This window comes from Methylobacterium sp. V23 (genome assembly GCF_002917135.1).
Taxonomy (GTDB): domain Bacteria; phylum Pseudomonadota; class Alphaproteobacteria; order Rhizobiales; family Beijerinckiaceae; genus Methylobacterium.
In genome coordinates, this window is sequence record NZ_PDHT01000009.1 from 1 (window position 1) to 22,498 (window position 22,498).

At 71.3% G+C, this 22,498-nt stretch carries 21 protein-coding genes and 2 tRNA genes; 12 read left to right on the forward strand and 11 right to left on the reverse strand.

The features are described 5' to 3' along the window. The 3 genes from CRT23_RS29075 to CRT23_RS10380 all read left to right on the forward strand — a co-directional run. On the forward strand, window positions 1-5,156 hold a 5,156-nt coding region (locus CRT23_RS29075), incomplete at its 5' end, for a YDG domain-containing protein (protein ID WP_245436120.1). A gap of 26 nt (window positions 5,157-5,182) precedes the next feature. Beyond that, on the forward strand, window positions 5,183-5,959 hold the full coding sequence (locus CRT23_RS10375; RefSeq protein ID WP_103709629.1) for a SapC family protein: 777 nt from the start codon (window positions 5,183-5,185) through the stop codon (window positions 5,957-5,959). Then, a complete protein-coding gene (locus CRT23_RS10380) occupies window positions 5,956-6,609 on the forward strand; it encodes an invasion associated locus B family protein (protein WP_103709630.1) in 654 nt (217 codons plus the stop codon). Before CRT23_RS10375 ends, CRT23_RS10380 begins: the two co-directional genes overlap by 4 nt. A 135-nt stretch (window positions 6,610-6,744) precedes the next feature. Here the strand turns inward: CRT23_RS10380 and CRT23_RS10385 are convergent, their stop codons facing one another. The 5 genes from CRT23_RS10385 to queA all read right to left on the reverse strand — a co-directional run bounded on the left by CRT23_RS10385 (window position 6,745) and on the right by queA (window position 10,011). Then, window positions 6,745-7,005 carry a pyocin activator PrtN family protein gene (locus tag CRT23_RS10385; RefSeq protein ID WP_103709631.1) on the reverse strand — a complete coding sequence of 87 codons (261 nt, stop codon included), beginning with the start codon at window positions 7,003-7,005 and terminating at the stop codon, window positions 6,745-6,747. Window positions 7,006-7,094: 89 nt separating this feature from the next. Beyond that, a complete protein-coding gene (locus CRT23_RS27760; protein ID WP_146056357.1) occupies window positions 7,095-7,337 on the reverse strand; it encodes a hypothetical protein in 243 nt (80 codons plus the stop codon). Between the two features lie 163 nt (window positions 7,338-7,500). Then, window positions 7,501-7,576 (reverse strand) — tRNA-Lys (locus tag CRT23_RS10390). A gap of 118 nt (window positions 7,577-7,694) precedes the next feature. Beyond that, window positions 7,695-8,867 carry a tRNA guanosine(34) transglycosylase Tgt gene (gene tgt, locus CRT23_RS10395; RefSeq protein WP_103709632.1) on the reverse strand — a complete coding sequence of 391 codons (1,173 nt, stop codon included), beginning with the start codon at window positions 8,865-8,867 and terminating at the stop codon, window positions 7,695-7,697. 58 nt (window positions 8,868-8,925) lie between these two features. Beyond that, the gene (gene queA, locus CRT23_RS10400; RefSeq protein WP_103709633.1) at window positions 8,926-10,011 is read right to left on the reverse strand and encodes a tRNA preQ1(34) S-adenosylmethionine ribosyltransferase-isomerase QueA; all 1,086 of its coding nucleotides are present in this window, start codon (window positions 10,009-10,011) and stop codon (window positions 8,926-8,928) included. A 182-nt stretch (window positions 10,012-10,193) separates the two neighbouring features. Between queA and CRT23_RS10405 the strand changes: the two genes are divergently transcribed. The 5 genes from CRT23_RS10405 to CRT23_RS10425 all read left to right on the forward strand — a co-directional run bounded on the left by CRT23_RS10405 (window position 10,194) and on the right by CRT23_RS10425 (window position 13,255). Continuing rightward, window positions 10,194-10,433 (forward strand): hypothetical protein, encoded by a 240-nt coding sequence (locus CRT23_RS10405; RefSeq protein ID WP_103709634.1) that lies wholly within the window; start codon window positions 10,194-10,196, stop codon window positions 10,431-10,433. A 119-nt stretch (window positions 10,434-10,552) separates the two neighbouring features. Next, window positions 10,553-11,440, forward strand: coding sequence for a cation diffusion facilitator family transporter (locus CRT23_RS10410; protein WP_103709635.1), 888 nt, complete (start codon window positions 10,553-10,555; stop codon window positions 11,438-11,440). 88 nt (window positions 11,441-11,528) lie between these two features. Continuing rightward, entirely contained in the window at window positions 11,529-12,131 is a 603-nt protein-coding gene (locus CRT23_RS10415) for a TetR/AcrR family transcriptional regulator (protein WP_103709636.1), read from the forward strand. Between the two features lie 86 nt (window positions 12,132-12,217). After that, window positions 12,218-12,469, forward strand: a complete 252-nt coding sequence (locus CRT23_RS10420) for a hypothetical protein (RefSeq protein ID WP_103709637.1) — start codon at window positions 12,218-12,220, stop codon at window positions 12,467-12,469. A gap of 102 nt (window positions 12,470-12,571) precedes the next feature. Next, the gene (locus tag CRT23_RS10425; protein WP_103709638.1) at window positions 12,572-13,255 is read left to right on the forward strand and encodes a type 1 glutamine amidotransferase domain-containing protein; all 684 of its coding nucleotides are present in this window, start codon (window positions 12,572-12,574) and stop codon (window positions 13,253-13,255) included. A gap of 145 nt (window positions 13,256-13,400) precedes the next feature. On the opposite strand, the gene lipB is transcribed toward CRT23_RS10425, so the two are convergent. Beyond that, complete coding sequence (gene lipB / locus CRT23_RS10430; protein WP_245436136.1) at window positions 13,401-14,096, reverse strand: lipoyl(octanoyl) transferase LipB; 696 nt, start codon at window positions 14,094-14,096, stop codon at window positions 13,401-13,403. 110 nt (window positions 14,097-14,206) lie between these two features. On the opposite strand from lipB, the gene CRT23_RS10435 reads away from it, so the two are divergent. Next, window positions 14,207-14,512 (forward strand): FliM/FliN family flagellar motor switch protein, encoded by a 306-nt coding sequence (locus tag CRT23_RS10435; RefSeq protein WP_055958086.1) that lies wholly within the window; start codon window positions 14,207-14,209, stop codon window positions 14,510-14,512. Window positions 14,513-14,647: 135 nt separating this feature from the next. Next, a tRNA-Leu gene (locus CRT23_RS10440) sits at window positions 14,648-14,732 on the forward strand. Between the two features lie 122 nt (window positions 14,733-14,854). Here CRT23_RS10440 and CRT23_RS10445 read toward each other — a convergent pair. After that, complete coding sequence (locus CRT23_RS10445) at window positions 14,855-15,988, reverse strand: FAD-dependent monooxygenase (RefSeq protein ID WP_103709727.1); 1,134 nt, start codon at window positions 15,986-15,988, stop codon at window positions 14,855-14,857. A gap of 371 nt (window positions 15,989-16,359) precedes the next feature. Between CRT23_RS10445 and CRT23_RS10450 the strand changes: the two genes are divergently transcribed. Next, window positions 16,360-16,569 carry a hypothetical protein gene (locus CRT23_RS10450; protein WP_055958083.1) on the forward strand — a complete coding sequence of 70 codons (210 nt, stop codon included), beginning with the start codon at window positions 16,360-16,362 and terminating at the stop codon, window positions 16,567-16,569. Between the two features lie 76 nt (window positions 16,570-16,645). Here CRT23_RS10450 and ribB read toward each other — a convergent pair whose 3' ends face one another. The 3 genes from ribB to CRT23_RS10465 form a co-directional block, all read right to left on the reverse strand. Beyond that, window positions 16,646-17,722 carry a 3,4-dihydroxy-2-butanone-4-phosphate synthase gene (gene ribB / locus CRT23_RS10455; protein ID WP_055958080.1) on the reverse strand — a complete coding sequence of 359 codons (1,077 nt, stop codon included), beginning with the start codon at window positions 17,720-17,722 and terminating at the stop codon, window positions 16,646-16,648. A gap of 51 nt (window positions 17,723-17,773) precedes the next feature. Next, window positions 17,774-18,877, reverse strand: a complete 1,104-nt coding sequence (gene aroC / locus CRT23_RS10460; protein WP_103709640.1) for a chorismate synthase — start codon at window positions 18,875-18,877, stop codon at window positions 17,774-17,776. 94 nt (window positions 18,878-18,971) lie between these two features. Continuing rightward, window positions 18,972-20,111 carry an anhydro-N-acetylmuramic acid kinase gene (locus CRT23_RS10465; RefSeq protein WP_181017313.1) on the reverse strand — a complete coding sequence of 380 codons (1,140 nt, stop codon included), beginning with the start codon at window positions 20,109-20,111 and terminating at the stop codon, window positions 18,972-18,974. 135 nt (window positions 20,112-20,246) lie between these two features. On the opposite strand from CRT23_RS10465, the gene tyrS reads away from it, so the two are divergent. Continuing rightward, window positions 20,247-21,551, forward strand: a complete 1,305-nt coding sequence (gene tyrS, locus CRT23_RS10470; protein WP_103709641.1) for a tyrosine--tRNA ligase — start codon at window positions 20,247-20,249, stop codon at window positions 21,549-21,551. Window positions 21,552-21,576: 25 nt separating this feature from the next. Here tyrS and CRT23_RS10475 read toward each other — a convergent pair whose 3' ends face one another. After that, the gene (locus CRT23_RS10475; protein ID WP_103709642.1) at window positions 21,577-22,485 is read right to left on the reverse strand and encodes a LysR family transcriptional regulator; all 909 of its coding nucleotides are present in this window, start codon (window positions 22,483-22,485) and stop codon (window positions 21,577-21,579) included. Window positions 22,486-22,498 lie beyond the last annotated feature (13 nt).

A 22,498-nucleotide genomic window follows, 5' to 3' on the forward strand; every position in this document is an offset into this window, starting at 1 on the left:
GCACCGGCGGCTTCGTGCCGGTGGGGGAGAGCACGAGCAACCCGTTCACCGGAAGCCTGGACGGGGCGGGCCGCACGATCACAGGGCTGACCATCTCGCGGCCGAGCCAGGATTTGGCCGGGCTGATCGGCGCTCTCGGCGCGGGCGGCCGCATCAGCGGCCTCGGCCTCGTCGGCGACAGCGTCTCTGGCACCAGCAACGTAGGCGGTCTGGTCGACACCAACGCCGGCAGCATCAGCCAATCCTATGCCACCGGCGCTGCCTCCGGCAGCAGCGCCGTGGGCGGCCTGATCGGCACCAACGCCGGCACCATCAGCCGATCCTATGCCACCGGCGCCGTCTCCGGTAGCGGCGCCGTGGGCGGCCTGGTCGGCGTTAACAACGGCACCATCAGCCAATCCTATGCTGCCGACTCCGTCTTCGGCATCACCTTGGTCGGTGGACTGGTCGGCGTCAACGGCAGCAGGATCACCCAAGCTTACGCCGCTGGCGACGTCTCCGGCAGCAATACCGTGGGCGGGCTGGTCGGCCACAACGGCAACATCATCAGCGAATCCTACGCCACCGGCGCCGTCTCCGGCAACACCATCGCCGGTGGGCTGGTCGGCCGCAGCACCGGCGGCACGTTGACAAGCACCTACTGGAACACCGCGACCGCCCGACAGAGGGACGGTGTGGGCAACGGCCCGGCCGCGGACGCCATCGGCCTGACCACGGCGCAGATGCAGGATCTCGCATCCTTCCGCGCCAACTACGCCGGCTTCGACTTCGCCACCGTCTGGGCGCCGCCGAACCAGGCCGGTCAGGGCGGGCTGGGCAGCGCCTTCTACCCGCAGCTCTACGGGGTCTCGAACGTCGTCGCGGTCACGCCCAGCAGCAGCCGCACCTATGGCAGCGGGAGCGCGCCGGTCGCCACCTATGCGGGCCTGCGCCCCGGCGACTTCGTGACGACGCTCGGAACCCTGAGCACCGGCGCCACCGCGTCCTCGGACGTCGGCAACTACGCGGTGACCGCATCCGGGGCCGCCGTGACGGGCGCGGCCGGCACCGCCTACCGGGTCGTCTATGCCCCCGGCACGCTCAGCATCACCCCGGCGACGATCACCGTGGCGGGGGCGACCGGGCTGGACAAGACCTACGACAGGACCACGGCCCTGCCGGGCGGCACCCCCGGCTTCACCAGCGCGGGCGTGCTGTTCGGCGACGCCGTCACGGTCTCGGCCGGCAGCGCGGCCTATGACAGCGCCAGGGCCGGCCCCCGCTCGGTGATCGTCTCCGGCCTGTCGCTGAGCGGGGCCAAGGCGGGCAATTACAGGCTCTCCGCCGCGTCCGTGACAGGCTCGGGCACGATCGATCCGGCGGCGCTGACGGTCTCCGGCCTCTCCGCCCTGGACAAGACCTACGACGGCACCACCGCCGCCCTGCTCGCCGGCACCGCCTCGGTGACCGCGCTGAGCGGCGACGTCGTCTCGGTGAGCGGCACGGGCACCGGCACCTTCGCCGACAAGAATGCCGGTACGGGCAAGGCCGTCACCGTCGGCGGCTATTCGCTGTCCGGCACCGACGCCGGCAACTACACCCTCGTGCAGCCGAGCGGCCTGAGCGCCGACATCGCCCGGGCCCCCCTGCCCGTCTCCGGCCTCTCCGCCCTGGACAAGACCTACGACGGCACCACCGCCGCCCTGCTCGCCGGCACCGCCTCGGTGACCGCGCTGAGCGGCGACGTCGTCTCGGTGAGCGGCACGGGCACCGGCACCTTCGCCGACAAGAATGCCGGCACGGGCAAGGCCGTCACCGTCGGCGGCTATTCGCTGTCCGGCACCGACGCCGGCAACTACACCCTCGTGCAGCCGAGCGGCCTGAGCGCCGACATCGCCCGGGCCCCCCTGCCCGTCTCCGGCCTCTCCGCCCTGGACAAGACCTACGACGGCACCACCGCCGCCCTGCTCGCCGGCACCGCCTCGGTGACCGCGCTGCGCGGCGACGTCGTCTCGGTGAGCGGCACGGGCACCGGCACCTTCGCCGACAAGAATGCCGGCACGGGCAAGGCCGTCACCGTCGGCGGCTATTCGCTGGCCGGCATTGACGCCGGCAACTACACCCTCGTGCAGCCGAGCGGCCTGAGCGCCGACATCGCCCGGGCCAACCTGGCCGTCTCCCGCCTCTCCGCCCTGGACAAGACCTACGACGGCACCACCGCCGCCACCCTGGCCGGCACCGCGACGGTCACCCCGATCGGCGCCGACCTCGTCGCCTTGACGGGGGCCGCCACCGGCCGCTTCGCCCGCCAGAACGCCGACCCCGGGATCCCGGTGATCCTGTCCGGGCTCGGCCTGACCGGGCTCGATGCGGGCAATTACGATCTGAGCCTGCCGACCCTCTCCGCCGCCATCTCCCCCGCGGCGCTGACCTACACGGCGGCCGCCGCGGCGCGGACCTACGGCGCGGCCAACCCGACCCTGGCTGGGACGGTGACCGGCTTCGTCGCCGGCGAGAGCCTGAGCAGCGCCACCACCGGCACCCTCGCCTTCGGCACGGCGGCGACGACGGCGAGCGACGTCGGCACCTATGCGGTCAGCGGCGGCGGACTCGGTGCCGTCGACGGCAACTACGTCTTCGTCCAGGCGGCGACGAATGCCGGCGCGCTCACCGTCGATCCGGCCCTGCTGAGCGTGAGCGGCAGCCGGAGCTACGACGCCACCACCGGCTTCGCGACCGCCCAGCTCGGCGTGGCCGGCGGCCAGAACGGCGAGACCGTCACCTTGATCCGCGGCAGCGGCACGGCCGCCTCGGCCGATGCGGGCCTCCAGGCCGGCTCGGCCCTCGCGGGCCTGGCCGTGCAGGTCGCAGGGGGCAACGCCAGGGCGGGCAACTACCGGCTGCCGACCACCGGCACCCTCAGCATCACCCCGGCGCCCGTCCGCGTGACGGCCACGGGCGGGCGCTCGACCTACGGCGACGCCCCGGCCGATCCCGGCCTGTCGGCGACGGGCCTGCAGGGCGGACAGGACGTCCGCGTGCTCACAGGCCTGTCCAACGGCTTCGGCATCGATGCGGCCACGGGGGCGGGCCGCTATGGCCTCGTGGTGGTCGGCGCACTGAGCAACGGCAACTACACGGTCGCGGCGCGCACTCCCGGCATCTGGCAGGTCGACCGGCGCCCGCTGACCCTGACCGCGGACGCGCAGAGCCGCGTCTACGGCGACGCCGACCCGGCCCTGACCTACAGGATCGGCGGTCTCGGCCTGGTCAACGGCGACCGCCTCAGCGGTGGTTTGGCGAGCGACGCCGACGCGGCCAGCGGCGTCGGCCGCTACGCCATCGGTCAAGGCTCGCTCGCAACCTCCGCCAACTACGCGCTGACCTATCAGGGTGCCGAGCTCACGGTCACGCCGCGCCCGGTGACGCTGACGGGCACGCGGGTCTACGATGCCGGCGCCGGCATCGTCGGCGGGGCGCTGACGGCCGGCAACCGCGTCAACGGCGATGCGGTGACCGTCTCCGGCTCCGGGACGCTCGCGGGCCGGGACGTCGGGCTCCAGGCCCTGAGCGACGTCTCCGGGCTCGCGCTGTCGAACCCCAACTACACCCTCACCGGGGCGGGCGGCGCCGTGACGGTCACGCCGGCCATCCTGACCTACACCGCCGACGCCGCGCGCCGCCGCTACGGCGCGGCCAACCCGGCGCTGTCGGGCACGGTCACCGGCCTTCTCGGCCCCGACACGCTGCCCGGCGCCACCACCGGCCGCGCCTTCTTCGCGACCGCGGCCGGCACCGGCAGCAACGTCGGGGTCTACGCCGTCACCGGCGCCGGCCTCGCGGCTGGCAACTACGTCTTCGTCCAGGCCCCCGGCAATGCCGATGCGCTCACCGTCGATCCCGCCGGGCTCGCCGTCACGGGGGCCAGGACCTACGACGCCACGACCGGCTTCCGCTTCGGTCAGCTCGCCGTCAGCGGCGGCGCCAACGGCGAAACCCTTACGCTGATGGCCGGCTCAGGCGTCACGGCTTCCGCCGATGCCGGCCTCTATGCCGATGCGAGCCTGACCGGCCTGAGCCTGTCGGTCGCCGCCGGCAACGGCTCGGCCGCGAACTACCGCCTGCCCGCCACCGGAACGCTCGCCATCACCCCGGCGACCGTGACGGTGCGCATCAACGACGGGCGCTCGACCTACGACGATGCTCCGGCCAATCCCGGTCTCGCGGCCACCGGTCTCGTCGGCGGGCAGGATGCCGGCGTGCTCACCGGCCTCGCGACCGGCTTCGATCTCGACGCGGCGAGCGCGGCCGGCCGTTACACCATCGCGGTGGCGGGCCGGCTCAGCAACGGCAACTACCGGGTCGAGGGCGTCGAACCCGGCACCTACACCATCGAGCGGCGTCCCCTCACCGTCGCCGCAGACGCGGTCGCCCGCGTCTACGGGGATGCCACCCCGGTGCTGACCTACACGGTCGGCGGCCGCGGCCTCGCCAACGGCGACCGCTTGACCGGAGACCTCGCGACCGCCGCCGCGGCCGGCAGCGATGTCGGCCGGTACGCGATCGGACAGGGCACGCTGGCGGCCTCCGCCGATTATGCCCTGACCTGGCGCGGGGCCGACCTCACCGTGACCCCGCGGCCGATCACCGTGTTCGCCGACCCGCAGACGCGCCGCGCCGGCACGGTCAACCCGAGCCTGACCTACACGGTCGGCGGCCGCGGGCTCGTCGCGGGCGACCGCCTAACCGGCGCGCTCGCCACCACGGCCGGGGCGCAGAGCGAACCCGGCTTCTATCCGATCACCCGAGGCAGCCTGGCGGCCTCGGCCAACTACGGTCTCGGCTTCGTCGGCGCGACGCTCGCCGTCCTCCCGGCGCAGCCCCAGCCCCAGCCCCAGCCGCGACCGGTCGACAGCGACCCCGCGGGCCTCGCCAGCACCGCCGAGCGCGCCGCCCGCCGCGACGCCCGTCCGGTCGATCCCGATCCGCCACTTCTCCTCGGGGCCGGACCGGACGGCGCCCTCCGGGTCTCCGACCCGCGCTTCGACGCCATCCTCGCCTGTGCAGGCCAGCAGGGCGGCTGCTTCCTCACGCCCCTCCCGCGGGCACCGATGGCCCTCCCGGCCCCCGTCCCCGCCCCGACGCCGCAGGCGAGCCTGCCGGCGCGCACCCGCTGACCCCGAACCGGACCGTCACGCGACCGATGACAGGCTTGCCCCTGCTCTACCGCGCGGTCGTGCCCCTCGACCGCGCGACCCACCGCACCTTTCACCTCGCCAACCCGCAGCGCTTCGGCTTCGCCCGCGACAGCCATCGCGTCCCGGCGGTGATCGACGCGTTCGGCCCCGCCTGCCGCCACCGGCCGATCCTGTTCCTTCCGGACGGCCTCGGCCCGACCCCTGTCTTCCTCACCGGCCTCGTGCCCGCGCACTGCGCTCCGATCGACGCGGACGGCGCCTGGGCCGGCCGCGACCGGCCAGCCTATCTGCGCCGCTTCCCCTTCATCCTCGGCGGGACCGGCGACGCCCCGCCGCTGGTCTGCCTCGACGACCCCGGCGACCCGATCCGCCGCGATTCTGCCGGTGCGGCGCCGGCCGAGGCCGCCCCGCTGTTCCGCGAAGACGGCCGAGAGACGCCGCTGCCGGAAGAGCGGGTGCGGCCGACGGCTGATGATGCGGACGCCGCCCGCCGCACCATGGCCTTCAGCCGCACGCTTCAGGATCTCGGCCTGCTGCGGGCGCTGACGGTGCAGGGCCGGGATGCCGCGACCGGTGCCAGCCACGCGATGCACGGGGTGCTCGGCATCGACGCGGCCGCGCTCGCCGCCCTGACGGATCAGGATCTCGGGCGGTTGCGCCGCGAGGGCTGGCTCGCGGCCATTGACGCCCATCGCCTCAGCCTGCGGACGCTGGCCGACTTCACCCGCGCCTTCGCCCCGCGCGGAGAGACCGCAGCCCAGGCCCAGGACAACGCCGCATGACCTCGTTCGCCCACCGGAAGACCGCCCTCCTTCCGTCCCCTTTTCGCGCCTGCCTCCTGGCCGCCCTCGCCTCGGGCGCCGTCCTGATCGGTGGCCCGCTCCCCCTCGACTCCGCCCTGGCGCAGGCACCCGGCGCCAAGGCTTCGTCCCCGTCGCCCACGGCGCCGGCCGCCCAGCCGACGCTCTCGTCCGAGCCCGGTGTCACCACCGCCAGCTACGGCGACTGGGTCCTGCGCTGCCAGCGGGTCGGCACAGCCGAGAAGGCGGCGCGCCTGTGCGAGGTTTCGCAAGCGATGCAGGTGCAGGGACAGCCCGCACCGATCGCCCAGGTCGCGATCGGACCGGTGCCCGGCGAAGCCGGGTTGCGGGTCACCGCCCTGCTGCCGGTGGCCGTGAGCTTCCCCTCGACCGTCCGGATCGGCCTCGAGGAGAAGGACGCCAAGGCTCCGTTGCTCGACCTCGCATGGCGGCGCTGCCTACCCGGCGGCTGCGTGGCGGACGGGCCGGTGAAGGAGGACCTGAAGCGCTGGCGCGAGGCGGAGGCGCCGGGCCGCCTTCTGTTCAGGAGTGCGGGGGGCCAAGAGGTGGCGATCCCCCTGTCGTTCCGCGGTCTCGCCCCGGCGCTGGACGCGCTCGGCAAGGAACGCTGATCCCGATCCCGGATGAGCACGATTGGGTCATGGAGCCGCGGCTGGACCGTGCGGCCAAAGCGGGATCTTACGTTGTGATTGATCTCGGCCGAATCGCAGAAAGCGTGGCGCGGCGCTACAACGTCGGCTGAGCACTTAGCTGCACAACTGCCGGCATTCCTTATGAGCTGCCTCGATGCGTTCGTTAAGGTCGGCCGCAAAATATATTAAGGCGACGCCCTTTGCGCATTTGTGGCTGGGCTCAATTCGCACTAGCGGCAACGCGATGTCTCCCGCCGAGATCTTTCGCATCAGCGTGTCTCCAGTCAGATGGGAGAAGTAGTCTTTAGCAACACGGTCAATCGGGATCACTACCGCACCGTCGTACTGCGCCATAAGCAGAAACACGGTTTTCATCGGCGATCCTTTCGAGCCTGACGGTGGGTCCGAGACGGTCGGAGGCTTTCGGGATAAGGCGCGCTCTTCGGGGCGCGCCTGTTCTCGTTTCAGCTACCAGCCAACCCGCTGCTCATATAGCGCGGAGGGATGAGCTTCGTTTCGTCTTCGATCGCACGATCAATGGCTCCGATTTGTTCCTGTAAGCTCTTCACATCAGAGCCCCACAAGCCACCCTCGCCACCGTTCGCATCACGCAGATCTAGTGCCGTCGCAACTCTTACCCGTCGCTCGTTGACGAGTACCTTCCGAAAGTCCTCTAGATCTTTGACTGGGTTAGCCCTGTCGGTCATGAACTCGCCTCGCGTGTTCCATTCTTATTGCGTGGAGCTACCTACGTTGGGCCGTAACTCATTGTAAAACCACGGGGCGTGTTGCAGCCCAAAGCAACACGAATTAGCTGGGGACGACCCATTAAGAAGCCCGCTAAGTCACTGACAAAGCGGGCTAAAATGGTGGTGAGCGCGCTGGGACTCGAACCCAGGACCTACAGATTAAAAGTCCGTTGCTCTACCAACTGAGCTACGCGCTCGTGTGCGACGGGGCGTTGCGGCGCTCGGCGCCGCGCCGTGTCGAACAGCGTGGCTCGCAATAGGGGCTCGGCGGTATGGGGTCAACCGGCTTCGCGGCCGTCCCCCGGGGATGGTGCGTCAGGCCGCAGCGCGCTCGGCCTCGGCCCGGGCCCAGGCCGCGCGGGTCTCGTCGCTGAAGTCGGCGAGGCGGCCTTGCGCGATGGCGGCGCGCAGGCCCGCCATCAGGTCCTGGTAGTAGGACAGATTGTTCCAGGTCAGCAGCATCATCCCCAGGATCTCGTCGCTGCGCACCAGGTGGTGCAGGTAGGCCCGGGAGTAGTCGCGGGCCGCCGGGCAGGCCGAGGCCGCGTCGAGGGGGCGGGTGTCCTCGGCGTGGCGGGCGTTGCGCAGGTTGATCCGGCCGTGCCGGGTGTAGGCGAGGCCGTGGCGCCCGGCGCGGGTCGGCATCACGCAGTCGAACATGTCGATCCCGCGCGCCACCGAGCGCATCAGGTCGTCCGGGGTGCCGACGCCCATGAGGTAGCGCGGCTTGCCCGCGGGCAGGTGCGGCTCCACGGTCTCGATCATCGCCAGCATCACATCCTGCGGCTCGCCCACCGCGAGGCCGCCGATGGCGTAGCCCTTGAGGTCGAGATTCACGAGCGCGCGGGCGCTCTCCACCCGCAGGGCCGGCACGTCGCCGCCCTGAACGATGCCGAACATCGCCTTTCCGGGCTGGGTGCCGAAGGCCACGCGGCAGCGCTCGGCCCAGCGCAGGGACAGGTGCATCGCCTTCTCGATCGCGGCGTGCTCGGCCGGCAGGCGGACGCACTCGTCGAGCTGCATCTGGATGTCGGAGCCGAGCAGCCCCTGGATCTCAATGGAGCGCTCCGGGCTCATGTGGTGGGTCGAGCCGTCCACGTGGGAGCGGAAGGTCACGCCCTGCTCGTCGAGCTTGCGCAGGGCCGAGAGCGACATGACCTGGAAGCCGCCGGAATCCGTGAGGATCGGGTGCGGCCAGTTCATGAAGTGGTGCAGGCCGCCGAGGCGGGCCATGCGCTCGGGACCGGGACGCAGCATCAGGTGGTAGGTGTTGCCCAGGACCACGTCGGCCCCGAGTTCGCGGACCTGGCCCGGATACATCGCCTTCACGGTGGCGGCGGTGCCCACCGGCATGAAGGCCGGCGTCCGGATGGTGCCCCGCGGCATCGTGATCGCGCCGGTGCGCGCCGCCCCGTCGGTGGCGTCGACGCGGAAGGTGAAGTCGGCGGGCAGGCCGCCGGATGCGGAGGGGGAAGCGAGCTCGGACATGGGCGCCGTCTTAGAGCCTCCGGCGCTTTCGAGGCAAACCCCGCGCGGGCCGGCTGCGTCAGCCGCGCGCCGGGAACAGCAGGCTGGAGTCGCCGTAGGAGTAGAAGCGGTAGCCCTCCGCGATGGCGTGCGCGTAGGCCGCCCGCATGGTCTCCAGGCCCGAGAAGGCCGAAACCAGCATGAACAGGGTCGAGCGCGGCAGGTGGAAATTCGTCATCAGGGCGTCCACCGCGCGAATGCGCGTGCCCGGGGTGATGAAGATCTCGGTCTGGCCGGCGAAGGCGTGAAGCCGTCCGTCTGCGTCGGCCGCACTCTCGAGGAGGCGCAGGGCCGTGGTGCCGACGGCGACGATGCGCCCGCCGCGGGCCCGCACCGCGTTGAGGGCCGCGGCGGTGTCGGGGTCGAGGCGACCGATCTCCGCATGCATGCGGTGGTCGGCGGTGTCGTCGGCCTTCACCGGCAGGAAGGTGCCGGCGCCCACGTGCAGGGTCACGGTGTGGCGGGCGATGCCGGCGGCATCGAGCTCGGTCAGCATCGCTTCCGAGAAGTGCAGCCCGGCGGTGGGGGCCGCCACCGCCCCCGGCTCGCGGGCATAGACCGTCTGGTAGTCAGTGGCGTCCTGCGCGTCGGTGGGACGCTTGCCGGCGATGTAGGGCGGCAGCGGCAGGTCCCCGAGGGTGGCGATGGCCTCGTCGAGCGCCGGTCCGGCCAGATCGAAGCGCAGGGTGATCTCGCCGCCCTCCCCCTTCGCCGCGATGGTGGCGTCGAGGCCGCCGAGCTCGCAGGGTTCGCTGGCGCCGTGGCGGCCGAAGCTGACCCGGTCGCCGGCGGCGAGGCGCTTGCCCGGCCGGGCGAAGGCGCGCCAGATGTCCGGGGCCTCGCGCAGGTGCAGCATCGCCTCCATGCGCAGGCCCGGGGAACCCGGGCGATGGCGCAGGCCGGCGAGCCGCGCCGGAATCACGCGGGTGTCATTGAAGACCAGGGCGTCGCCCGGGCGCAGGAGCTGCGCGAGGTCACGCACCCGCCGGTCCTCCAGGCCCTCGCCGGGCCGGACCACGAGGAGGCGCCCGGCATCGCGGGGCACCGGCGGCCTAAGGGCGATGCTGGCCTCGGGCAACTCGAAATTGAAGAGATCGACGCGCATGCCGCGCCACCTGCATGGTTTGTCCGAGCGGATCAATGGTCCGGCACGCCCGCCCGGAACCCAGGCCAGTCCGGCCGGTTCGATGATGCGGTCGGGCGAGCGTGCGACCCGCCTGGATTTTCGTACCTGAGGTTGCGATAAGCGGGTCCACGCACGGTGGGATCGAGGCAGGAGTTCGAGGCATGAGCGACGGAATCACCCGGCCGGTGCGGCCGGGCCGCGTGACCCTGGACGGGCAGCTGGTGTCGTACTGGGAGCGGGAGGCGCAGCGCCTCGAGGCCCTCGCCGATGCCGCGCGCTGGAACTGGAGCGCCCGCAGCTTCCGGCGCCGGGCCGAGCGCGCCCGGGCCGAGGGCGCGCGCTTCGCCGCGCGTGAGCAGGCGCGCAGGCCCGCCGCGTCCGAAGCGCCCGAGACGGCATAGCCCCGGCTCAATCGTTCAGCGGCGGGTTCAACCTTTGCCGTGGCCTTGGCGCCGGGACGGGCGCTATGGCCGCGCGACCGGGCGTCGTCGCTGCGCCCGGCGCGAGACCGGACGTCGCCATGGACCGTACCCAGAAAGCTGCCCTCCTGAGCGCCGGCCTCGGCGCCCTGGTGATGGGCCTGAAGTTCGCCGCCTACTGGGTCACCGGCAGCCTCGCGCTGTACTCGGATGCCCTCGAGAGCATCATCAACGTGGTGGCGGCGGTGTTCGCCCTCATCGCCCTGCGGGTCGCCGCCCGCCCGGCCGACGACGACCATCCCTATGGCCATCACAAGGCCGAGTACTTCTCCGCCGTGATCGAGGGCGCCCTGATCATCGTGGCGGCGATCCTGATCCTGCGCGAATCCTTCCACGGGCTCCTTGACCCGAAGCCCCTCGACGCGCCCTTGACCGGCCTCGTCGTCAACCTCGTGGCCACCGCGATCAACGGCGCCTGGGCCATAATCCTGCTGCGCCGCGGCCGGGAATGGCGCTCCCCGGCCCTGGTGGCGGATGCCCGCCACGTCATGGCCGACGTCGTCACCTCCGGCGGCGTGCTCGCCGGCGTCGCCCTGGTGGCGCTCACGGGCTACGCGATCCTCGACCCGCTCATCGCCGGCCTGGTCGCCCTCAACATCCTGTGGTCCGGCTGGGGCATGGTGCGCGATTCGGTGAGCGGCCTGATGGACAAGGCGGCTCCCAGCGAGATGGTCGCGCAGATCCGCGCGTTGATCTCGATCCACAGCACCGGCGCCCTGGAGGCGCACGACGTCCGCACCCGCCACGCGGGACAGGCCACCTTCATCGACTTTCACCTCGTGGTGCCGGGCACCATGACGGTGCAGGATTCGCATGCGATCTGCGACCGCCTGGAGGCTGCGATCGAGAGCGCCATCGAGGGCTCCGTGGTGGTGATCCACGTCGAGCCGGGCGAGCACGCCAAGGGGCGCGGCGTGCCGGTGATCTAAGGCGTTTCGCCCTGAGAGCCGTCGGTCCACGCCGACAAAAAGCGCATGGGTACTAGACGACCGGTCTAATCGGTCCTATATCGCTGTCATGGCACAGGCGAGCAGCAACACCGATGTTCGGCAGGGCATCCTCGATACCGCCCACACGATCGTGGGTGCGAAGGGGTTCTCCGGCGTCGGACTCAACGAGATCCTGGTGGCGGCGCGGGTCCCGAAGGGGTCGTTCTACCACTACTTCGGTTCCAAGGAGGCCTTCGGCGAAGCGTTGCTGGCGGATTACTTCGCGGCGTACCTGGCCGACATCGACGCGACGCTGGCGGAGCCTGGTCTCAGCCATGCCGAGCGCCTGATGACTTACTGGCGCAAGTGGCAGGCGACGCAGGGGAGTATCGATCACCAGCGCAAGTGCCTCGCCGTAAAGCTGGCCGCCGAGGTCTCGGATCTGTCCGAGCCCATGCGCCTGGCCCTCAAGGCCGGAACGGCCGGGATCATCGCGCGGGTGACCGGTGCGATCGAGGCGGGCATGGCGGAAGGGTCGCTGCGGGTCGAGGGCAGCGCCCAGGATACCGCCGAGATGCTCTATCACGTCTGGCTCGGGGCCAGCCTCATGGCCAAGATCGAGCGCGCCGACGCACCGTTCGTGGCCGCCATGGCCACGACCCGTCGCGTCCTCAACCTGCAACCGTCCTGATCCCACGATGCGAGACGGGCACCGCAGCCCCGTCCGGCCCCATTTCCAGACGACTGGTCTACTCGAAACGAACTGAAGGGAGAAGCATGATGCGTTCCGAACTCACCCACAGCGTTGCCCCTTACTTGCTGCTCGCCGAACTCGGCGCGTCCCTGTTCGGGAGCGCCGCCGCCTCGGCCGAGGAGCGCATCACCCTGGAGGTGATCGGCGCCGTCCGCATGGCCGGACCGGATGCCGACCGACGGGCCAACGACCCTGGGCGACCGGGCGAGGCCCGGCCGTTCCGCGCCGTGGACGCGGAGCGCGCCGAGGCCGCGCTCTGGTCCGAACGGCACTGATCGGCATCCGCTCGACAGCCCGTGCCGATCCGCTCGGCTCCGCGGCCGCCCGACCCCATATCCCCAGACGACCCCCGATTTCCCCGTAAACGGAGAGCATTCATGAAAATCCTGATGGTCCTGACCTCGCACGATACCCTCGGTGACACCGGGCGGAAGACCGGCTTCTGGCTGGAGGAGCTTGCCGCACCCTACTACGTGTTCAAGGACGCGGGTGCCGAGGTCGTGCTGGCCTCGCCCAAGGGCGGCCGGCCGCCCCTCGACCCCAAGAGCAACGAACCGGGTTTCCAGACCGACCTGACCCGCCGGTTCGAGGCCGACGACGCGGCCAATGCCCAGCTGTCCGAGACGGTGCGGCTCGATGGCGTCACCCATGACGGTTTCGATGCGGTGTTCTACCCCGGTGGGCACGGACCGCTCTGGGACCTCGCCGAAGACCCGGCCTCGGTCCGGCTCATCGAGGCCACCCTGCGCGCCGACAAGCCCGTGACGCTGGTCTGTCACGCTCCCGGCGTGCTGCGCCACGCGAAAGCCCCGGACGGCAAGCCCCTCGTTGCCGGGAAAGCCGTCACCGGCTTCACCAACACCGAGGAAGCGGCCGTAGGCCTGACCGACGTCGTTCCGTTCCTCGTCGAGGACGAGCTCACCCGCAACGGCGGTGCGTTCTCGAAGGCGGGGGACTGGGAGCCGTACGTGGTCGGCGATGGGTTGCTCATCACCGGCCAGAACCCGGCGTCGTCCGGCCCTGCGGCCGAGCGCCTTCTCGGCCTGCTCGCGGGCGCCTGACGCTCCAGGTCGTTCCGGGAGGCGAATGTGACGGCGAGGCGCGTTCGGCATCCCGGCCGGACGCGCCCGGCCCATCGATCGCGGCGCATCGACCACGACCGATGGGTTCCTCGGAGATCCACGTCGCGGTGCCCGGGCGGGCGCGTCAGTCGACCGGGACAGTCGGCCCGAAGACCGCCTCGAAGGCGGCGCGCAGCTGCATGTCGACCTCGGGCATCGAGACGAGGTGGCCGAGATCGACGAAGCTGGTGACGCCGTGGCCGGCGATGCCGCACGGCACGATGCCGGAGAAGTGCGACAGGTCCGGCTCCACGTTGAGACTGATGCCGTGGAAGCTGACCCAACGCCGGACCCGGATGCCGATGGCGGCAATCTTGTCCTCGACCTCCACCCCGCGTTCCGGCCGCCGGACCCAGACCCCGACCCGGTCCTCCCGCCGCTCACCGCGGACGTTGAAGGCCTCCAGGGTCGCGATGATCCAGGCCTCTAGGGCGGCCACGTAGGCCCTCAGATCCCGGCGGCGCCGGTTAAGATCGAGCATCACGTAGGCCACCCGCTGGCCGGGCCCATGATAGGTGTACTGCCCGCCCCGCCCCGTCCGGTGCACGGGAAAGCGCTCGGGCGCGACGAGGTCGGCGTCATGCGCCGAGGTGCCGGCGGTGTAGAGCGGCGGGTGCTCCAGCAACCAGACGAGTTCCGGCGCCTGCCCCGCCGCGATGGCCTCGGCGCGCGCCTCCATGGCCGTCACGGCCTCTTCGTAGGGCACGAGCGCGCCGCTGATCCGCCATTCCACCGCCGCCGCGCCGGCCTCGGCCCGGAAGTCCCCGGACGGGAGTGCCAGCCGGGGGGCGTTTAGGGTTTCGTTTACCAAGACTTCACCATCGCGCGTGGAAGGTGGACGAAAGGGCGGACGCCGCATCGCGCGCCGCCCCGGAGCGAGGGACGGGTCGCGTGGCGGTTCTGGAAGACCTGAAGGTCGATCTTACGGTGGTGCTCGGTCGCAGTCACATGCCGCTGCACATGCTGCTGCGCATGGGCCGGGGCGCCGTGATCGAACTCGAATCCACCGAATCCGATATGGTCGAGATTCTGGCGAACGACCATCCGATCGCGCGCGGTCAGATCGTCGTCACGGGCAACCGCATCTCCGTGGAAATCACCGAGCTGATCCGGAAGGCCGAGGTGGTGCGCCTCGCCGGCGTGACCATCGGCGAGGGGGCGGTCCCGGTCCTCGAGAGCGGCGTCGATTTTCTCTGATCCCGCCCTCGCGGCGCTTGTCGGACGGAAATCCCTCTGTTATTGGCTGCGCCGCGCCCCGAGAGATCGGCCGCCGCAGCCGAGTGAGACAGGATCTCCGGGCCCGGTGACCGACGCGAACGGTGTGTTGACGATGCGGCCATGGCGGAATTGGTAGACGCGCTAGCTTGAGGTGCTAGTCCTGCAAGGGGTGGAGGTTCGAGTCCTCTTGGCCGCACCAGCTCAACTGAGTTGGTGTCCCCTTCTGAACGATGAGGCCCCTACCAGGCCTCCCCATCTCCTCAGACACTTCAATCGATGCGGCGCCCTGCACCGGGTGCGTGATCCTTTGCAAACCGGATCTCACACCGAGACCGGCTCGCGGAGGGGCGCGTAAGTGGCGCGGTAGCTGCGCGGACCGATCATGGGCAGCAGCTGGTTTCGGACCCAGTCCGGCAGCGTCGCGGTGCGCGACAGGCGATCGGTCATGGCCTGGACATGCGCCACGCGCGGCCGGCGCCGCGCCTCGTAGGCGGGACCGATCGCGTTCCAATCGGTTTCATGCGCCAGGTTGTCGGACAGCACCAGGGCATCCTCCAGGGCGAGCGCGGCGCCCTGCGCCCAGACCGGCGCCGTGGCGTGGGCGGCATCCCCGGCCAGGAGAACCCGCCCTTGAGTCCAGCGCGCGATCCGCACCTCCTCGAGCGGGGAGTGATGGATCGCGTCGGGACGGGGCAGCACCCGCTCCAGCGTGTCCTGCACCAGGCGCGGAAACCGTTCGAATACCCGGCGCATCTCCGCCAGATCCCGGTCGCCCGCGCCGGCCCGGCTGATGGAGACCCACCCGTAGACCTCTCCGTTGTCGACCGGAATGAGCAGGAACAGGCCGCCCGCTCCGGCCCAGAGGGTCCAGGCGTCGATGCCCGGGTTGGGTGCCATGAATCGCCAGCTGGCTTGTCCGAGTACCGCCGCGCGGGTCGCCTGTTCGCCGAACATGGAACGCCGGACCGTCGAGTGCACGCCATCCGCGCCGACGAGGAGGCCGCCGTGCTCCACCCCGCCCGCGCCGAGATCGACGGTCACGCCCGCGGCGGTCGCCGCGATCGCCTGGATCGTACAGCCGCGCCGGATCGTCTCCGCCGGGAGGTCCTGCCCCAGGAGGCGCTGGAGATCGCTGCGGCGCAGGCAGCGCGGGCAGGCCGCCTCCCCCCAGAACGCCGCCTCGTCCACGGCAAACAGCAGGTCGCCGCGATGGGTGCGATAGTCGCGCCGCCGCACGGGTGATCCGACGTGCTTGAGGGCTTCGCTCAATCCGAGCTGCCCGAGGGCCTGCACCGCATTGCCCGGGAGGTTGATGGCGAGCCCGCCGTCTTCCGGTGCGGCGCGTCGCTCCAGGGCGAGGACGGGGCGTCCCTGCCGGTGCAGGGCCCGCGCCAGCGCCAGTCCGGCGATGCCGCCGCCGGCAACGAGAACGCGACCGCGCGCATCATCGATCATGAAGCTCTCCATCCTCGTCCCGATCGGCGCCGCGCACGCGGCACGCGCGCCATTGTCACGAAGTCGCGTGCGGCAGGGAACCGTCCGCGGCGCCGGACCTTCCTAGTGCGGGTCTGCGACGGGCGGGTTCGCCCTGTGCGGGTGTTGCGCGCGCAGGGCTGCCCTGTGCGAAACGGCCTTGCCCGGGTCGGACTTGTACGAAACCCAGGCCCACGGCCCGGCGCTTGCAAGTCGCCGAGAGGCGTCGGCCCTGGCGCCCGTCGCAGGCGGCACGCGTCCGTCGCCCGAAGCGACGGACGAAAATGGGTGCCATCGCGGACGAATCTACGTAGTTCTAACGCGGACGCTCGCCGAGCGCAGGGGGAAGCGGAATGCGGTTGATCGAGGACGTGGATGCGACGGGGGGACGACGGCTCCTGCGAGGGGCCTACATCTGGTATCGCTTCACCCTCCTCGCGGTTCGCGAGATCCTGACGCGCCGCGACACCGAGCACGATCAGGCAGGGGCCCCGTCCTACCCGAGTTCGCCGTCGGGATCCCACCCGCGCCGGCTGTCCTGGTCGAGCGGCCCCAAGGCCTGAGGCTCGGACGACCAAGACCTCCGCTGACCGGACCCTGCAGGGGGTCGGGGGCAAACGGAGGCTCCCGCGCCCCGCCTCAGCTCTCGAGGCGCTCGTCGCCCAGGAACTCGATCCCGAAGCCCGATAGGCCGACATAGGCCCGCGACGAGGTCGCGAGGTTGCGGATCGACGACACGCCGAGATCGCGCAGGATCTGGGCGCCGAGCCCGACCTCGCGCCACTGTGCCACGCGCTGGGCCTCCGAGCCCTCCTCGGCGAAGGGCTTCAGGGGCACGCCGGCCGTGCCGTCGCGCAGGTAGACGAGAATGCCGCGGCCCTCCTCGGCGAAGCGGCGCATCACCGTTTCGATCTGGCGCCCGCCCTCGATGACGTCGGCCACCACGTTCGACCGGTGCAGGCGCACCAGCACGTCCTTGCCGTCGCCGATGCGGCCGTGGACGAAGGCGAATTGCTGCACGGTCTCGAAGGGCGTGGTGTAGGCGTAGCCCGTCATCTCGCCGAACTCGGTCTTCACCGGGAAGGTGCCGACCCGCTCCACCAGGGTCTCGCGAGCCTGACGGTAGGCGATGAGATCGGCCACCGAGACGCGCTTGAGGTGGTGCCGCTCGGCGAAGGCCGTGATCTGCGGACCCTTCATCACGGTGCCGTCGTCGTTGGCGAGTTCGCAGATCACGCCCACCGGGGGCAGGTTCGCGAGCTTGCACAGGTCCACCGCCGCCTCGGTGTGGCCCGAGCGCATGAGCACGCCGCCATCCTTGGCGATCAGCGGGAAGACGTGGCCCGGACGGACGAAATCGTCCTCGCCCATGTTCCCGTTGGCCAGCGCCCGCACGGTGTTGCAGCGCTGCTCGGCCGAGATGCCGGTGGTGAGTCCGTGCTTGACGTCCACCGTCACCGTGAAAGCGGTGCCGAGCGGGGCGTCGTTCGAGGCCACCATCGGGTCGAGGCGCAGGCGCCGGGCCTCGGCCCGGGTCAGGGGCGCGCAGACGATGCCGCAGGTGTTGCGGATGATGAAGGCCATCTTCTCCGGCGTGCAGAGCGAGGCGGCGACGACGAGGTCGCCCTCGTTCTCGCGGTCGTCGTCATCGGTGACGACGACGATCTCGCCGCGGGCATAGGCCTCGATGGCTTCGGTGATGTGGGTGTGGGGCACGGGCTGTCTCTTGGCGTTTCGCGGATCGACGGCGGCGGGCGCAGGCGGGGGTCAGACCCGCGCGCCGACCTGCCCCCGATGGCGCAGATAGTGATCGGCGAGGACGCACGCCATCATGGCCTCGGCCACCGGGACGGCGCGGATGCCGACGCAGGGGTCGTGGCGGCCCTTGGTGACGAGGTCGACGTCGCGGTTGTCCTGCGTCACGCTCATGCGCGGGGTCAGGATCGACGAGGTCGGCTTCACGGCGAAGCGGCAGATCACCGGCTGCCCGGTGGAGATGCCGCCGAGGACGCCGCCGGCATGGTTGGCGAGGAAGGTCGGGGCGCCGGCATTGCCCGAGCGCATCTCGTCGGCGTTCTCCTCGCCCCGCAGGGCGGCGGAGGCGAAGCCGTCGCCGATCTCGACGCCCTTCACGGCGTTGATCGACATCATCGCGGCGGCGAGATCCGCGTCGAGCTTGCCGTAGATCGGCGCGCCGAGGCCGGGGGGCACCCCCTCGGCCACGACCTCGATCACCGCGCCGACGGACGAGCCGTCCTTGCGGATGCCGTCGAGGTAATCCTCGTAGAAGCGCGCGGTCTCGGCGTCCGGGCAGAAGAACGGGTTGGCGTTCACCGCCTCCCAGTCCCAGCGCGACCGGTCGATGGCGTGCGGGCCCATCTGCACCAGGGCGGCTCGAATGGTGACGCCGGCCGGCAGGATCTTGCGGGCGACGGCGCCGGCCGCGACCCGCGCGGCGGTCTCGCGGGCCGAGGAGCGCCCGCCGCCGCGATAGTCGCGGATGCCGTACTTGGCGTCGTAGGCGTAGTCGGCATGCCCCGGCCGGTAGCTGTCGCGGATCTCGGAATAATCCTTCGAGCGCTGGTCGGTGTTCTCGATCTCGAGGGCGATCGGCGTGCCGGTGGTGAGCTGGACGCCGCCGGTGCGGTCGTCGGCGAAGACGCCGGAGAGGATGCGGACCTGATCGAGCTCGCGCCGCTGCGTGGTGAAGCGCGACTGGCCGGGCTTGCGCCGGTCGAGCTCGGCCTGGATGTCCCCCGCCGAGAGGGCCAGCCCGGGCGGGCAGCCGTCGACCACGCAGCCGAGGGCGACCCCGTGGCTCTCGCCGAAGGTGGTGACGCGAAACAGGTGTCCGAACGTATTGTGCGACATGGCGCTCCCGCTCTAGCGCGGGTTTGGCCCGAGGGCCAGCGCACGGCCATGCGCGGCTCCCGGGGCGACCGTGCGCCAGGACACGCGCCGCACCTCAGGCATCCGGTCGCGCGAGCACGCCGCCGGTGGTCGGCTCGCGCACGCCCGTGGTCGACGGGAAGGTGATCGGCAGGCCCTTGAGCGAGCGGACCGCCAGATGCGCGAAGGCCTGCGCCTCCAGGTAGGCCGAGGACCAGCCGATGGCGTCGGCCGTCGTGATCTCGGCGCGCAGGTGATAGTTCAGCAGGCGGACGAGCTCACCGTTGCGCGCGCCGCCGCCGGCGACGATCCAGCGCGCCGGAATCTCGGGGGCGTGGTCGAGGGCGCGGGCGACGGCGCGGGCGGTGAAGGCCGTCAGGGTCGCGGCGCCGTCCTCGGTGGAGAGCTGGCCCGTGAGCTTGTGCGAGAACCAGTTGCGGTCGAGGGATTTCGGCGGCCGCCGGGCGAAGAACGGGTGGATCAGCAGCCAGGCCAGCAGCGGCTCGTCGGGGCGCCCGCGGGCGGCGGTGCGGCCGCCGTCGTCGAGGGGCCGGCCCGTGCGCTCGCGCATCCAATCGTCGATCAGCGCGTTCCCGGGGCCCGTGTCGAAGGCGATGACGTCGCCGTTCGACGACAGGATCGTGGCGTTGGCGACGCCGCCGATGTTGAGGATGCCGAGCGCGCCCTCGAAGCCGGAGGCGCGGGCGAGGGCCTGGTGGAACACCGGCACCAGGGGGGCGCCCTGCCCGCCCGCCACCACGTCCGCGTGGCGCAGGTCCGAGACCACGGCGATGCCGAGGCGGCGGCTGAGGGCGGCGCCGTCGCCGATCTGCACGCTCATGCGCTGGTCCGGCCGGTGCACCACGGTCTGGCCGTGGAAGCCGATCACGTCGATGTCGGACGGCGTGAGCTGGTTGTCGGCGAGGAAGCTCTCCACCGCCTCGGCATGGGCGGCGGTGACGAAGGCCTCGGCCTCGGCGAGGCAGCCCGGCCGGTCCTCGCGAGCGGTGACCCCTTCCGAATCGATCAGCGCCTGGCGCAGCAGGGCCCGGTCCTCCTCGCTGTAGCCGCGATAGCCGGTCGGCCCGAGGGGTTCGAGGTAGCCGTTGTGGCTCTCGACCACCCGAACGGTCTCGCCATCGGTCTCGATCAGGGCGACGTCGACGCCGTCGAGGGACGTGCCGCTCATCAGTCCGATCGCGCGCATCATCGTCATGGTGCCCTCCCCGGGCCTCGATGCCCGTGCCTTCCGTCCGCAGCCCTGCTAAGAGCCGCCCCAACAACCCGTGCGGTGCTATCACGCGGCCTTCGGCCCTGTCCCGCGCCGCGATCCACCAGACCGGAACCTCGCATGTCCCCCGACGCCACCCAGGCTGCCCCCGCCAAGCCCGTCGACGCCTTCGTGCCGCAATCCGACTTCCTCAAGGTGCTGACCGAGCGCGGCTACATCCACCAGGGCTCGGACCTCGCCGGCATCGACGCGGCCGCGCGCGAGGGCCGGCTGACGGCCTATGTCGGGTACGACTGCACCGCCGCCTCCCTGCATGTCGGCCACCTCCTGTCGATCATGATGCTGCACTGGCTCCAGGCCACCGGCGGCACGCCGATCACCCTGATGGGCGGCGGCACGACGCGGGTGGGCGACCCCTCAGGCCGCGACGAATCGCGAAAGATCCTCACCCTGGAGCAGATCGAGGAGAACAAGGCCGGCATCCAGAAGACCTTCTCGCGGTTTCTCAGCTTCGAGGCCGGCGGCAACGGCGCGACGATGGTCGACAATGCCGAGTGGCTGACGAAGCTGAACTACATCGAGATGCTGCGCGACATCGGGCGCCACTTCTCGGTCAACCGCATGATGTCGATGGACAGCGTGCGCATGCGGCTGGAGCGCGACCAGGAACTCTCGTTCCTGGAATTCAACTACATGATCCTGCAGTCCTACGACTTCGTCGAGCTCAACCGCCGCTACGGCTGCGTGCTGCAGATGGGCGGCTCGGACCAGTGGGGCAACATCGTCAACGGCATCGACCTCGGCCGCCGCATGGGCACGCCGCAGCTCTACGGCCTGACCTGTCCGCTCCTCACCACCGCCTCGGGCGCCAAGATGGGCAAGACCGCCGCCGGCGCGGTCTGGCTCGATGCCGGGATGCTGAGCCCGTACGATTACTGGCAGTTCTGGCGCAACACCGAGGACGCCGATGTCGGCCGCTTCCTCAAGCTGTTCACCCTGCTGCCGATGGACGAGATCGCGCGTCTCGAATCCCTGCCGGGCGCCGGCATCAACGAGGCCAAGAAGGTGCTGGCGACGGAGGCGACCGCATTGATGCACGGTCGCGAGGCGGCGGAGGCCGCCGCCGAGACGGCCCGCAAGACCTTCGTCGAGGGTACGGTGGCGCAGGACCTGCCGAGCATCACCGTGTCGCCCGAGCTCCTGGATGCGGGCCTCGGCGTCCTCTCGGCCTTCGGCCCGGACTACGCCAAGCTCCTGCCCTCCACCAGCGAGGGTCGGCGCCAGATCAAGAGTGGGGGCCTGCGCGTCAACGACGTCCCGGTGACGGACGAGCGCGCGGTCCTGCGGACGGTCGACCTCACGGCGGACGGCGTGATCAAGCTCTCGTTCGGCCGCAAGAAGCACGTGCTCGTCCGCGTCGGTTGACGCGGACGCCAGCGCCGCGCCGGCCTCAGGCCCCGCGGCGCTGGCGGCCGATGAAGTCCACGAAGGCGCGCAGCGGCGCCGGTAGGTAGCGGCGCCCGGGATAGTACAGGAACGGCCCCGGGAATCGCTGCCACCAGGGTTCCAGAACGGGTTCCAGGGCGCCGCTGTCCAGGTGCGGCCGAAGCCAATCCTCGAACAGGTTGAGGATGCCGACGCCGGCGATCGCCGCGTCGACGGCGAGCTCGGTGGCCGCCCCGACGCGCACGATCAGCGGCCCCGTCGGCTCGACCCGCACGATCGCGCCGTCGCGCTCGAACTCCCAGGGCGGCATGGCGCCGCTGGCGAAGCGGCCGCCGATGCAGGCATGGTCGAGAAGGTCGCGCGGGTGTTCCGGGCGGCCGCGCCGGTCGAGATAGGCCGGGGCCGCGACGGTGGCGAAGCGCTGCTCCCGCGGGCCGATCGGGACCGCCACCATGTCCTGCTCCAGGCGCTCGTCGTAGCGAATCCCGGCGTCGCAGCCCGCGGCGAGCACGTCGACGAAGCTGTCATCGGCGATCACCTCCAGGCGGATATCGGGATAGGCCGCTAGGAAGGGCGGGACGATCCGGGGCAGCACCAGCCGGGCCGCACTCACCGGCACGTTGAGCTTCAGCGTTCCGGCCGGCCGGTCGCGAAATCCGTTGACCACGTCGACCGCCGCCGCGACTTCGCCGAGGGCGGGTTTCAGGCGCTCGAGCAGACGCAAGCCCGCCTCGGTCGGGACGACGCTGCGGGTGGTGCGGTTGAGGAGCCGGACCCCGAGGCGGGTCTCCAGCCGTCGCACCGCCTCGCTCAGCCCCGAGGCGCTGAGCCCGCTGGTCCGGGCGCCGTCGCGAAAGCCGCCCGCCTCCGCCACGGCGACGAAGGCCGCCAGTTCTCCGAGATCTCGGCTCATTGTTCGCATTTCC